At 60.0% G+C, this 12,457-nt stretch carries 13 protein-coding genes; 8 read left to right on the top strand and 5 right to left on the bottom strand.

All coding sequences use genetic code 11. The annotated features are described in order from the left end of the window. The 3 genes from AAC083_RS22820 to AAC083_RS02270 all read right to left on the bottom strand — a co-directional run. The coding region (locus tag AAC083_RS22820) for a metallophosphoesterase (protein ID WP_258224862.1) at nt 1-599 on the bottom strand (599 nt) is incomplete at its 3' end. A gap of 127 nt (nt 600-726) precedes the next feature. Next, nucleotides 727-1,347, bottom strand: a complete 621-nt coding sequence (lysE, locus tag AAC083_RS02275) for an L-lysine exporter (protein WP_042038676.1) — start codon at nt 1,345-1,347, stop codon at nt 727-729. Between the two features lie 201 nt (nt 1,348-1,548). Next, complete coding sequence (locus AAC083_RS02270) at nt 1,549-2,331, bottom strand: LuxR family transcriptional regulator (protein ID WP_108537927.1); 783 nt, start codon at nt 2,329-2,331, stop codon at nt 1,549-1,551. A 62-nt stretch (nt 2,332-2,393) separates the two neighbouring features. Here AAC083_RS02270 and AAC083_RS02265 point away from each other — a divergent pair, with 62 nt between their 5' ends. The 8 genes from AAC083_RS02265 (at nt 2,394) to AAC083_RS02230 (ending at nt 11,746) form a co-directional block, all read left to right on the top strand. Beyond that, nucleotides 2,394-3,017, top strand: a complete 624-nt coding sequence (locus tag AAC083_RS02265) for an acyl-homoserine-lactone synthase (protein WP_108537926.1) — start codon at nt 2,394-2,396, stop codon at nt 3,015-3,017. Between the two features lie 265 nt (nt 3,018-3,282). Beyond that, complete coding sequence (locus tag AAC083_RS02260; RefSeq protein WP_108537925.1) at nt 3,283-4,182, top strand: LysR family transcriptional regulator ArgP; 900 nt, start codon at nt 3,283-3,285, stop codon at nt 4,180-4,182. An 86-nt stretch (nt 4,183-4,268) separates the two neighbouring features. Beyond that, entirely contained in the window at nt 4,269-6,290 is a 2,022-nt protein-coding gene (locus AAC083_RS02255) for an exoribonuclease II (RefSeq protein ID WP_108537924.1), read from the top strand. Between the two features lie 627 nt (nt 6,291-6,917). After that, complete coding sequence (locus AAC083_RS02250) at nt 6,918-8,840, top strand: PTS mannitol transporter subunit IICBA (RefSeq protein ID WP_108537923.1); 1,923 nt, start codon at nt 6,918-6,920, stop codon at nt 8,838-8,840. 37 nt (nt 8,841-8,877) lie between these two features. Next, complete coding sequence (locus AAC083_RS02245; protein WP_181364885.1) at nt 8,878-10,023, top strand: mannitol-1-phosphate 5-dehydrogenase; 1,146 nt, start codon at nt 8,878-8,880, stop codon at nt 10,021-10,023. 134 nt (nt 10,024-10,157) lie between these two features. Then, nucleotides 10,158-10,679 carry an MltR family transcriptional regulator gene (locus AAC083_RS02240; RefSeq protein WP_108537921.1) on the top strand — a complete coding sequence of 174 codons (522 nt, stop codon included), beginning with the start codon at nt 10,158-10,160 and terminating at the stop codon, nt 10,677-10,679. Nucleotides 10,680-10,854: 175 nt separating this feature from the next. Beyond that, nucleotides 10,855-11,433, top strand: a complete 579-nt coding sequence (locus tag AAC083_RS02235; RefSeq protein WP_108537920.1) for a DNA-J related domain-containing protein — start codon at nt 10,855-10,857, stop codon at nt 11,431-11,433. Nucleotides 11,434-11,497: 64 nt separating this feature from the next. Continuing rightward, a complete protein-coding gene (locus AAC083_RS02230) occupies nt 11,498-11,746 on the top strand; it encodes a hypothetical protein (protein ID WP_108537919.1) in 249 nt (82 codons plus the stop codon). A gap of 41 nt (nt 11,747-11,787) precedes the next feature. On the opposite strand, the gene AAC083_RS02225 is transcribed toward AAC083_RS02230, so the two are convergent. Together AAC083_RS02225 and AAC083_RS02220 are read right to left on the bottom strand one after the other, a co-directional pair. After that, nucleotides 11,788-12,306 (bottom strand): mechanosensitive ion channel domain-containing protein, encoded by a 519-nt coding sequence (locus AAC083_RS02225; RefSeq protein WP_108537918.1) that lies wholly within the window; start codon nt 12,304-12,306, stop codon nt 11,788-11,790. 9 nt (nt 12,307-12,315) lie between these two features. After that, nucleotides 12,316-12,457 (bottom strand): CorA family divalent cation transporter (locus AAC083_RS02220; RefSeq protein ID WP_308811038.1); only part of this gene is annotated, 142 nt, incomplete at its 5' end.

Here is a 12,457-nt window from a genome sequence, read left to right as displayed (position 1 = left end):
GTCAGTCCCAGTATGCCCACCTTAACGGTCTGCAACTGGCCCTTGTCATCCTTCACCTTGCGCTCAAGCAGCAGATAAGGCTTGAACTTGTTGCCGCTCCAGTCTATTTGCCCCTTGGCATCGCGTTTGAAGGCACCCGCCTCGAACACGTTGGCGTTCACATAGGGGAACTTGGCGCCCTGCAGTGTCTTGGCGAGGTAATCCAGCCCGTAGTTGAACTCGTGGTTACCCAGGTTGCCGGCGTCATAGCCCATCTCGTTCATGGCCTTGAACACCGGATGGGCCTGCTTGTCGAGGTAGCCGGCACCGGATTGCTCGAAGATGTAATCCGCCAGCGGCGTGCCCTGGATCAGGTCACCATTGTCGAGCAGCAGGTTGTTGGGGTTTTCGGCGCGGGCCGCGCGGATCAGCAGCGCGGTGCGGGAGAAGCCAAACTTGCGATCCTCCTTGTTCTGGTAGTAGTCGAACCCCAGCACGTTGGAGTGAATATCGGAGGTCTGGATCAGACGCAGGGCAACCGTTCCCGGTTGCGCCTTGCTGTCGTTTTCGTTGCTACAGGCAGACAACAGCACTATGGCTGCAATAGCACCCAGCTTCATGGTTTTATTCACTGTTTTGTTCCTTTTATTATGAGTGTCGCTTTACCAGCGGCAGGAATTTAACAGACGAATATGTCAGGGCATGAAGCTGGGATTAATTTTTATGAGGTACGACACAAAAAAAGCCTTATGAGGTCAGCAAAGTTCCGCTAACCAGTTGCAACGCCAACCCCAGCATGATGAAACCAACAATAGTATCAATAGCTTGCTGGACCCTGCCGCGGGCAAGCCAGGGCGAGAGCGCAGCCGCGCCAAATGCCAGGCTGTAGAACCAGACCAGGGAGGCCAACATGGCCCCGGCTGCAAAGGCCGGTCGCAACTCCTCGGCAAACTGGCTGCCGAAGGAGCCGAGCAGCATCAGGGTATCCAGATAGACGTGAGGATTGAGCAGCGTCACCCCGAGCGTCATGGCCAGCACGCTCTTTAACCCCATCAACCGGGGCGAGTCCGCCAGTGCAGCCCCCTGCCCCCGCCAGGCACTGCGCAGGGAGCGAATGCCGAACCAGCCGAGAAACAGCACGCCACCCCAGGTCAGCAGCGCCAGACCCAGGGGGCTCGCCGCCAGCAGATTGGCCCCACCGAAGACCCCAATTCCGATCAGGATGAGATCGCACAGACAGCAGAGCGTCGCCGCCAACAGATGGTGGTTACGGTGGATGCCCCGGCTCAACACGAAGGCGTTCTGGGCACCGATGGGAATGATCATGGCAAGGCCGAGAGTGAAGCCTTGCAGGATAGTTGCAAACATGAATGAACCGTCCAGCAGAATGAGTGGACAGTACTATAAAGTCGGCACTATGTTCAGAGAAATTCATTAATCTGCTGACTGATTCATTTCTCTAATAAAGCGAAATCCTGAGGGCAGGAATGAATTCCATCCGGAACCAACTGTCAATTGCATGATCTGACAATTGTGAGCCTGTCGCTCTGCCCCGAGAATCATCAGGTTTTATTGCATCAGCTTGGGGAAGTTGGTGACCACGACCTGCTCCAGATTGGGCAGCAAAATGCCACTGCTCACCCCCTTGGCGATGGCTTGGTAGCGATTCATCGACCCCGTTTTACGGGTAACCTGATTGAGGTGGTAGTTCACGGTACGTTCCGTGATCCCCAGTATGCAGGCAATTTCACCCGACGTTTTCCCTTCACTGGCCCAGAACAGGCATTCGGTCTCCCGGTCAGTCAGGGCCTCCTGAGGGTCATCTTCCCGCAGACTGACCCGCACAACCCGAATCGCCGCCTCGAAGATGTAGTTGGACATCCAGGAGAGGATGGGCGAGGACTCCAGCAGCAGATCGCTTGACGCCCGCTCGGCGGTGATGAACGACAGTATGCCGTTTTCCCCCGCCGCACCGTGCAGTGGAAACGAAATGCCGTTGCGCAGCCCGAACTCCGCCGCCAACCCCATCACATCAAGACTTCCCTCTTGCAGAAAACGCGCCCGTTCATCCAGTCGGTTCCAATAAATGGGCAAGGTCTGCTTGCGAGCCAACTGGATGATGGGATCACAAGCCAACATATGGTTAGCCGTATAGGCCTGCACCCAGGAATCGGGGCACTGATTGAACAGCACCACCTTGGGCCTTTGCATCGACATGGGAATGATCAGCGTAAATCCGTAATAGTCGTAACCCATGTCGATCGTGAATCGACCGATCAACTCGGCCAGACGATCCCCGTCAGTTACCGAAGTGAAGTGTTCAAGGTACTCAAACAGTTGGTCTTGTTTCATATGCTAGCCCCCCTGGCCAGGGCCTCGATTATAGCGCCGAACATTGAAATGGAGACACCTGAATGCTTGTTTTCACAGGAAAATTGAGAGATCACCCACGCTATGAGTTGGAGAATGAACTCTATCGTTTTAGAAAGCGCGTCTTTTCCGACCGCCTAGGCTGGGATGTGGAGTCTCACCGTGGCCTGGAACGAGACGGCTTCGACACCCCCGACACCCATTGGGTGCTGATCGAAGATGACGAAGGCCTATGTGGCTGCATCCGGCTGCTCAGCTGCGCCCAGGATTACATGCTGCCCAGCATCTTCCCCACCGCCCTCGCTGGCGAAATGGCGCCACGTAGCAACGACGTGTGGGAACTGACCCGCCTTGCCATCGACGCCAACCGGGCACCGCGCATGGGCAACGGGGTAAGCGAACTTACCTGCGTCCTACTGCGCGAGGTTTATGCCTTTGCCCAAACCAATAACATAAAGGAGGTCATTGGCGTAGCAAGTATGCCAGCCGAACGAATCTTTCGTCGCCTAGGTTTGCCTATGGAGCGGCTCGGCCACCGTCAGGCGGTGGATCTGGGCGCAGTGCGCGGGGTCGGCATACGCTTCCACCTGGATGAACGCTTCGCCCGTGCTGTCGGCCAGCCCATGCAGGGCGAGTATGCCGATGCCCGTGAGCTGGTCACTGAGTGATAATCACCATAAAAAAATCCCGGGGTAATGCCCGGGATTAAAAGTGCTCGCTATGGCCCGTTTCCACCCCATGCAAAAACGGACGAAAAGGAGTATCCACTGAATATCTTTTGACCACCACTGTCACATCTCACAGTGACAAACCTGCTTCACCCCGCACACCACGCCAGCCGGGCCTGTCGGCGATATGGCCAGCGCAGCGTTGTCCTGCCGCCGCCACTCCAGTAGCATCCCTTCTAAATACCTTTACGGATAAGGAATACTGATGAAGGCGTTGGACTACAAGCTGCTGCTGGCGCTGGATGCCGTGATGCAGGAACAGAACTTCGAGCGGGCCGCCCAGCGTCTGCACATCACCCAGTCCGCCATCTCCCAGCGCATCAAGCAGCTGGAGCAGCAATTCGCCGAGCCGCTGCTCATTCGCAGCCAGCCGCTGCAGGCGACCCCCCTTGGCCAGAAGCTGCTGGCCCACTACCGCCAGGTGCGTCAGCTGGAACTGGAGCTGGCCGGCGAGATCGATCCTGACGAACCGCAGGCCCCGATCCGGGTCAGCATAGCGGTCAACGCCGACAGCCTGGCGACCTGGTTCCTGCCGGCCCTGGCCCCCTTGCTGGAACAGCATCCCATCGAACTGAACCTGCTAGTGGATGACGAGTGCCGCACCCTGGACCGGGTGCGTGAGGGGCAGGCCTTCGGCGCTGTCAGCCTGCACGGCCAGCCACTGGCGGGCTGCTGCGTCGACGAGCTAGGCGAGATGCGCTACCTGCTCACCGCCAGCCCTGCCTTCGTCGCCCGCCATTTTCCCAATGGCATGACCCAGGCAACGCTGGCCAAGGCGCCGGCGGTGGCCTTCGATCAGCGCGACGACATGCATGTGAGCTTCATGACGCGCCACTTCGGGCTGGAACCCGGCGGCTACCCTTGCCACACGGTGCGCTCGTCGGAGGCCTTCGTCGCCATGGCCGAGCAGGGGCTCGCCTACTGCCTCATCCCCGAACTGCAGATCCGCCAGCAGCTGGCCCAGGGGAGCCTGCTCGATCTCAGCCCTCAGCATCAGCTCGTCGAGCGCCTCTACTGGCACCGCTGGGTGCTGGAGCGTGGGCTGCACAAACAGATCTCCCAGCGCCTGATCGATCAGGGGCGCCACGCACTGTGCAGGGGTTGACGGGGCCATTCACCTTGGCTTTGGAGGGGTAAAAACGTATAGTGCTGGGCGTTTCTTCATCAGGTCTCCACTCAGGTTCCTCACTTATGTTCCAAGACAATCCGCTGCTGGCCCAGCTCAAGCAACAAATCCGCGAAAACATCCCCAAGAAAGAGGGTGTGATCCGCGCCTCGGACCGGGGCTTCGGCTTTCTGGAAGTCGATGAGAAGACCAGCTATTTCGTACCGCCTCCCTACATGAAGAAGGTGATGCACGGTGACCGGGTGAGCGCCCTGATCCGTACCGAAAAAGAGAAGGAAGTGGCCGAGCCGGATGCCCTGCTGGAGCAGGCGGTGACCCGCTTCGTCGGTCGCGTGAAGATGTTCCGCGATCGCCTCAACGTGGTGCCGGACCATCCGCTGATCAAGGATGCCATCAAGGCCCGCGCCAAGAAGGGTCTGGATGAGAAGTCCTTCCAGGAAGGGGACTGGGTAGTTGCGACCCTCAAGCGTCACGCCCTGAGTGATGGCAACTTCTCCGCCGAGATCAGCCACAAAATCGCCGATCAGGAAGACCACAACGTGCCCTGGTGGGTAGTGCTGGCGCGCCACAACCTGGCCCAGATTGAACCGGCCGATCTGCCCGAGTGGAATGTCATCAAGGAGGAAGAGCTGCCGCGCACCGACCTGACTGCGGTCCCCTTCTTCACCATCGACGGCGCCAAAACCAAGGACATGGATGACGCCCTGGCCATCCGCAAGCTGGACAACGGCTGGGAACTGCTGGTCGCCATCGCCGATCCGACCGCCTATGTGGCCGAAGGCAGCGAGCTGGACAAGGAAGCCGCCCAGCGCGCGTTTACCGTCTACATGCCGGGCCGCAACGTGCCCATGATACCGCGCACCCTCTCCGACGAGCTCTGCTCCCTGAAAGAGGGTGAGGAGCGCAACACCCTGTGCGCCCGCCTGCTGATCGCCGAAGATGGCCTGCTGCTGGAAGAGACCGAATTCTTCGCCGCCCGTATCATCTCCCATGCCCGTCTCAACTATGACGAGGTCTCCGATTGGGCCGAGCATGGCAAGGAGCTGACCATAGACGCAGGCGTCATGGCCCAGCTGCCGCTGATGAAAGCCATGACAGAGGCGCGCATCGCATGGCGCACCGAGCATGCGCTGGTGTTCCCGGACAGACCCGACTACGACTTCGAGCTGGGTGAGAACGGCGCCGTGCTGGCCATCCACGTGGAGCCGCGCCGCATCGCCAACCGCATGATCGAAGAGTCGATGATCGCCGCCAACATCTGCGCCGGTCGCGTGCTGGGCAAAAGTGTCGGCTACGGCATCTTCAACGTCCACACAGGATTCGATGAAGAGTCCCTCGACGGCGCCATCGACCTGCTGAAAAGCGCCGACGCCCCGTTCGAACGCGACGAGATCGCCAGCCTGTCGGGCTTCTGCGCCCTGCGCCGCTGGATCGACAACCTGGATACCCGCTGGCTGGATGGCAAGATCCGCCGCTTCCAGAGCTATGCGCTGATGTCCGCCGAGCCGGGTGCCCACTACGGCCTGGGTCTGGATGCCTACGCCACCTGGACCTCCCCGATCCGCAAATACGGCGACATGGTCAACCATCGCCTGCTCAAGGCCGTCATCGCCGGCAAAACCCCGGGCGAGCGCCCGAGCCAGGAACTGACCGATCACCTGACCGCCTGTCGCCGCCTGCACCGCATGGTGGAGCGCGACATCGGTGACTGGCTCTATGTCCGTTACCTCAAGGCCGATGCCGGCACCGACAAGGTGTTCAACGCCGAGATCATCGACGTGATGCGTGCCGGTCTCAAGCTACGTCTGCAGGAGAACGGAGCCGTGGTCTTCATGCCTGCTCGCCATATCCTCGACAACAAGGATCGCCTGGAATGCAACTGGGACAACGGCCGCGTCTATCTGGACAAGACCGAGGTGGTCTACGAGCTGGGCCAGATCATCGAGGTCAAGCTGAGCGAAGCGGTGGAAGAGACTCGCTCCCTCATCGCCAAACCGGCGGTCGAGCTGGTGCCGGGCCCGGCACCGGAAGCACCGGTGGCCGAGAGCGCTGAGACCCCTGCCGAGACAGCTCCCAAGGCGGACTAAACCCGGCGTCAACAACTGGATATCCATAAGCCCGCAACTCTGCGGGCTTTTTTATACGTGCTGACAGGCTCGGCATGGGTGTGCCGGAGACCCAGCTCTGGCGGCGCACTATTTGCCAATCTGTTGCGTCAACGCTTCGATCGGGGCCTGCTGGAGGGGGGAATGCGACTGAAGAAGCTGAGTGGGAAACTGAAAGTGGGCTACAAAATAATTAACTCATTTGCCATTAACAGTATAAAGCGAAGGATTCATCGTCCTTCCCCTCTCATTGGAGGTCACTTCAATTGCCCCATTTGAATACAAATAATGCGTTTGTGACAGACATCACACTGACTGCGGGATTGCGCAAGCCAAATAAGGTGATCTTAATCACATTAAATGTGTGTTATCAGCAGGGAAGATCGATATGTAGCCAAACTACAACGCCTGTATGTGATCAAGGTCACTATCAAGGGAGGGGGGTAGCCTGGATATTTGAGAGGTGCGTCACAAGGCACCCCGTTTTCAACCTAATGTGATCACAAGCTGGTAGATTGAAGTTGCTTAGACGACTGGGATGAAGGTTCGGCAAAACCCGTCATCCCGACTACCACTTTTAATCAAACAGGCTTAAAACGGGGTCCCGACATGTTATCACCGGATACCAAAGTCAAGATACAGAATTTTGGACGCTTCCTGTCCAATATGGTCATGCCCAACATAGGCGCTTTCATCGCCTGGGGCTTCATTACCGCCCTCTTCATCCCCACCGGCTGGCTGCCAAGCGACACCTTGGCCAAGCTGGTCGGCCCCATGATCACCTACCTGCTGCCGCTGCTGATTGGCTACACCGGCGGCAAACTGATGGGCGGTGAGCGCGGCGGCGTGGTCGGTGCCATCACCACCATGGGCGTCATCGTGGGGACAGACATCCCCATGTTCATGGGCGCCATGATGGTCGGCCCGCTCGGTGGCTGGGCCATCAAGCGCTTCGACAAGGCGATGGAAGGGCGCGTCAAGAGCGGCTTCGAGATGCTGGTCAACAACTTCTCCGCTGGCCTCATCGGCATGCTGCTGGCGATCCTCGCCTTCTTCGTGATCGGCCCCTTCGTCAAGGTGCTCTCCGGCGTGCTGGCCGGTGGCGTCGGCTTCCTGGTGGAAAACCACATGCTGCCGCTCACCTCCATCTTCGTCGAACCGGCCAAGATCCTGTTCCTCAACAACGCCATCAACCACGGTATCTTCTCGCCACTGGGGATCCAGCAGGCGACCGAGCACGGCAGCTCCATCTTCTTCCTGATTGAAGCGAACCCGGGCCCGGGCATGGGCGTGCTGCTGGCCTACATGGTGTTCGGCCGTGGTGCCGCCAAGCAGTCCGCGGCTGGCGCCTCCATCATTCACTTCTTCGGCGGCATTCACGAGATCTACTTCCCCTATGTGCTGATGAACCCGCGCCTCATTCTGGCGGTGATCGCCGGTGGCATGACCGGGGTCTTCACCCTGACCCTGTTCAACGCCGGTCTGGTCTCCCCTGCCTCACCGGGTTCCATCTTCGCCGTGCTGTTGATGACGCCGAAAGCCTCCCTGATCGGGGTCGCGCTCTCCATCATCAGCTCGACCCTGGTCTCCTTCCTGGTCGCCGCCGTGTTCGTTCGTGCCCAGCAGCCGGAAGCGGACGAGGCCGATGCGCTGGGTGAAGCCACTCGCAAGATGAAAGCCATGAAGGGCGGCAAGCCCGAGACCGCAGCGGCCAAGAAGCCGGGCGGTGAACTGATGGCGGTGCGCAATATCGTGGTTGCCTGCGATGCGGGCATGGGTTCCAGCGCCATGGGTGCCGGCATGCTGCGCAAGCGGGTGCAGGCCGCCGGGCTCGACATCAGTGTCACCAACCGCGCCATCGATCAGCTCGACGATCAGGTGGACTGGGTCATCACCCACAAGGATCTGACCGAGCGGGCCCGTCGCCATGCGCCGAACGCCCACCATATCTCGCTCACCAACTTCCTCGACAACGGCCTCTATCAGGAGCTGGTACAGAGCCTGACCCGGGCCGCCAACGATGACGTCGCCACCCCGCAGCTGCTGGTGGCGGCCAACGACGACAGCTACGCGCCGCAGGCCAGCGAGGTGTTCACCCTGAGCCGTCAGGACGTGCATCTGGGACTGAAAGCGGACAACAAGGAGGCCGCCATCCGGACTGCCGGCAAGCTGCTGGCGGAGCGGGGCTACGTGGCACCCGATTATGTCAACGCCATGCTGGAGCGCGAGCAGCTGGTCTCCACCTACCTCGGCGAATCTATCGCCGTGCCCCATGGCACCATCGCCGCCAAGAAGTTCGTCAAGCGTACCGGCATCGTCATCTGCCAGTATCCGGCCGGCGTCGCCTTTGGTGAAGCTGCGGACGAGGTGGCGCGACTGGTGATCGGCATCGCCGCGTGCAACGACGAACACATGCAGGTGATAACCCGCCTGACCAATGCACTGGATGAACCCGGTCTCATCGACCGGCTGGCCAGCACCACGGATCCCCAGGAGTTTCTGGATCTGCTGGGTGCCGAGCATGCGGCGTAATCGTCCTTCATCGTCTTTGGTTAAAGAGGTTAATTTTATGAAAACATTGCATTTTGGTGCTGGTAACATCGGTCGTGGCTTCATCGGAAAACTGCTGGCGGACGCCAGTCATCAGGTCACCTTCGCCGACGTCAACGAGACCCTGATCGATCAGCTCAACCACAGCCAGGAGTACAAGGTGCACGTGGTGGGGGCGGATCAGAAACTGGACGTGGTGCGCAACGTGGCGGCGGTCAGCTCCGCCGGTCACGAGGTGATCGCCCGCATCATCACCGCCGATCTGGTCACCACCGCGGTCGGCCCCAATATTCTGGACAAGATTGCCAGCACCCTGGCCAAGGGGCTGCAGGCCCGCTTCGATGCCGGCAACCTGACCCCCCTCAACGTCATCGCCTGCGAGAACATGGTGCGCGGCACCACGCATCTCAAGCAGGAGGTACTCAAGCACCTGCCGGTCGCGTATCATGCCACGCTCGAATCCTGCGTCGGCTTTGTCGACTCGGCGGTGGATCGCATCGTACCGCCCGCCGCGGCTGCCAACGATGATCCGCTGGAAGTGACGGTGGAGAGCTTCAGCGAGTGGATCGTCGATCAGACCCAGTTCAAGGGGGAGCTGCCGCAGGTGGCGGGTATGGAACCCACCGACAACCTGATGGCCTTCGTCGAGCGCAAGCTGTTCACCCTCAACACCGGCCACATCGTCACCGCCTATCTCGGCAAGTTGCGGGGCTATCGCACCATCCGCGAGGCGATCGAGGATCCGCTGATCCGTAGCAAGGTGCGCCGTGCCATGGAGGAGAGCGGGGCCGTACTGGTGAAACGCTACGGCTTCGATCCCGGCCTGCATGCCGCCTACATAGAGAAGATCCTGGCCCGTTTCGCCAACCCCTATCTGGTGGACGAAATTGACCGGGTCGGCCGTCAGCCGCTGCGCAAACTGGCGGCGGGAGACAGGCTGGTGAAACCGCTGCTCGGCACGCTGGAGTACGGCCTGCCGAGCGAGCAGTTGCAGGAGGGGATCGCCGCGGCGCTGCACTATCGCAATGCCGATGACCCGCAGGCGGTGGAGTTGCAACACCTGTTGGCGGAGCTTGGCCCGGCCAAAGCGCTGGCCCACGTCACCGGCCTGGATGAAGAGAGCGAGGTGGTTCGCGCCATTGTCGCCCGTTACGAAACCTTGTAATGACCCTGCTTGCGGCGCATTCAGCCAGCCCTGATAGCGTGCCAAGCGCTTGAATGGCAAGGGGATGAGCCCCATACGATAAAAACCGGGAGAGAGGCACTCTCTCTCCTTTGTCAGCTGGACCCTATACACCTATGACCACACACCAGGAAGATGAAGTACTGGAACGACTGAACGAGCAGGATGGCCCCCGCGGCTTCTTTCTCGAAGCCGTGACCATCCTGGAAGAAGCGGTCGATTCCCTGATGCGACGCGCGTTCCGTCAGGAGGAGTATGCCGTCAAATACGCCATCGAACCCTTGCTCAACCAGAGCGGCCCTCTCGGCCAGCTGGAGGTACGCCTCAAGCTCATCTTCGCCCTCGGCCTCATCTCCCTCGAGCGCTATCAGGATCTGGAGGCTTATCTCAAGATCCGCGACTTTCTGGTGCGCGACCCCAAGGATTACCGCTTCAGCGACAAGCCGATCCGCGACCTGCTCGACCGTCTGCACGGCGTCAATCAGGGTGGCATGATGAAACTGGCGCCCCCTACCAGCGAAGAGGATTGGGCCTTCTACCAGATGCAGCTCAACCGGCTCGATCAGGTGGTGCGCTCGGCGCTGGTGCTGGCGGTGGCCGACTGTGTCACCGATCTCCACAAAGAGAGCCCCATCTAATCCGGCTCAATCTCATGACCGCCCAGCTGGCGGTCTTTTTCTTCGCCTCCCTTGCCACAGCGCCTTGCCCTGCCCCGTAGTGAATGTCACTCTGATCCATCACCACCTCGTCTGTACGTAGCGCACCGCGGACACCACAGACAAAGAGCCACCTCACCCGGAGGAATCGAATGTGATGAGTGACCAGAGCACCAACCCTCTGATAGCCCCTCTGCTAGCCCTGCTGCAACAGGCGGCGGGCAGCTACAAGGTGCACGAGCTGATGTCCGCCCTGCGCCAACAGGGGGCCATTCCGGTGCTGGCCGACGATGAGCAGTTGCAGCTGTTTCGGGTCAACTTCCTGATCATGAACGCCCTCTACCAGCTGCAAGCCGAACTCTGGCAAGAGGGGTGGTGGCTGGTGATCAGCACCCTGGATATCCGGCTCGAACCGCTGACGAATGTCCCAGATGCCAGCCACACCTTTGCCATTGGCGAAAATTTGCGCAGCTACTATCTCGACTGGCAGGTGTTCTGGCAGACCGACCGAGCAGAGGTTGAAGCACTGCTTACCCGCTTCTGGCGTCGTTATGATGGCGCGGGACACAGGGTGGAGGCACTGGCCCTGTTCGAGCTGACCGCCAATGCCAGCCAGGAGACAATCCGCCGCCGTTGGCGCGAGTTGGCACTGCAGCACCACCCGGATCGCGGTGGCGATGCCGAGACCTTCATCCGCATTCGCTGGGCTTGGGAGTGCCTGAACACGGCCAAATGATCCGGGCCGCCACCAGCCCCAGCCACTAGACTTGAAGAGACGCTATGAGTCACAGGAGGACGTCATGACAGTCAGCGAACTTCGCCTGCTCTACCAGCAGCAAGCCTTCAAGGAAGCCGAGATCCTGCAGGATGCCATACTGCCGGGCTGGATAGTGGAGTTCAGGGGCCAAGATGGCTGGTTGTACGAGATGACAGACACCCTGGGTTGCCCCCGCTATTTCGGCTCGGTCGAAGAGGCCCGCCAGCACGTACATCTGGTGGCGGATTGCCCGATCCAGGTCGAACATCTCTATCGCTTCTTCGAACGCTGAGCGACATTCAAAACAAAAAAAGCTCCGTAAGGAGCTTTTTTTCATTCCGGTTGCAGCGGTTCTGCCCCCTTGCCATCCAGCCGCCTGACCGGTTTTTGCAGGATCAAGTTGGCCGGATAGGTGACAAGATCGCCGTTGTCATCGCGCACCTGCAGGTAGAACAGACCAATCTCGGTGATGATACCGGTGACTGAATCGTCCTTGTCGAGGATGCGGATCCGGTCGCCAATTTTGTAGGGGAAGGCGAAAAAGATGGTGATGCTGGCGGTGATGTTGGAGAGGATCGACCACTGCGCCACCATGGCAACCCCGAGCACGGCGAAGAAGGAGGAGGCGAGCACCACCAGCCGGGAGAAGTCGAGCCCCCACACCCCGGCCAGGATCAGCAGGGTGGCGCAGCCGATCAGGAAGTGGAACACATGGGCCACGTAGAGCACCCGGTTCTCGCTCACCTGCCTGCTCTGGCCGAGCGCCAGCAGGCTCTTGTGGATCAGCCGCCGGATCTGGGTGTGGCACAGCAACAGCAGCAGGGTTACACCAAAAGATTGCCATATGGTCATGACGACTCCTTACCACCAGCGTCTGTGTTTGAGCCAGACGGCCAGCCCGGTGGCCAGTGCCACCAGCGAGCCGCAGAAGACCCAGAAGGCGGTCGGGCTCTCGGCCCCCGGAATCCCCCCCAGGTTGATACCAAACAGACCGGTCAGGAAG

It is taken from the genome of Aeromonas sp. HMWF014 (assembly GCF_963878295.1).
GTDB lineage: Bacteria > Pseudomonadota > Gammaproteobacteria > Enterobacterales > Aeromonadaceae > Aeromonas > Aeromonas popoffii.
The sequence above is the reverse complement of the archived record's forward strand: the minus strand, read 5'-3'. Positions and strand labels throughout refer to the sequence as shown.

Excerpts from the sequence above, each read along its gene's own strand:
- AAC083_RS02260 (WP_108537925.1), top strand. The coding sequence starts at position 3,283 with ATGAAGGCGTTGGACTACAAGCTGCTGCTGGCGCTGGATGCCGTGATG.
- AAC083_RS02250 (WP_108537923.1), top strand. The coding sequence starts at position 6,918 with ATGTTATCACCGGATACCAAAGTCAAGATACAGAATTTTGGACGCTTC.
- AAC083_RS02270 (WP_108537927.1), bottom strand. The coding sequence starts at position 2,331 with ATGAAACAAGACCAACTGTTTGAGTACCTTGAACACTTCACTTCGGTA.
- lysE (WP_042038676.1), bottom strand. The coding sequence starts at position 1,347 with ATGTTTGCAACTATCCTGCAAGGCTTCACTCTCGGCCTTGCCATGATC.
- AAC083_RS02230 (WP_108537919.1), top strand. The coding sequence starts at position 11,498 with ATGACAGTCAGCGAACTTCGCCTGCTCTACCAGCAGCAAGCCTTCAAG.
- AAC083_RS02265 (WP_108537926.1), top strand. The coding sequence starts at position 2,394 with ATGCTTGTTTTCACAGGAAAATTGAGAGATCACCCACGCTATGAGTTG.
- AAC083_RS02255 (WP_108537924.1), top strand. The coding sequence starts at position 4,269 with ATGTTCCAAGACAATCCGCTGCTGGCCCAGCTCAAGCAACAAATCCGC.
- AAC083_RS02240 (WP_108537921.1), top strand. The coding sequence starts at position 10,158 with ATGACCACACACCAGGAAGATGAAGTACTGGAACGACTGAACGAGCAG.
- AAC083_RS02235 (WP_108537920.1), top strand. The coding sequence starts at position 10,855 with ATGAGTGACCAGAGCACCAACCCTCTGATAGCCCCTCTGCTAGCCCTG.
- AAC083_RS02225 (WP_108537918.1), bottom strand. The coding sequence starts at position 12,306 with ATGACCATATGGCAATCTTTTGGTGTAACCCTGCTGCTGTTGCTGTGC.
- AAC083_RS02245 (WP_181364885.1), top strand. The coding sequence starts at position 8,878 with ATGAAAACATTGCATTTTGGTGCTGGTAACATCGGTCGTGGCTTCATC.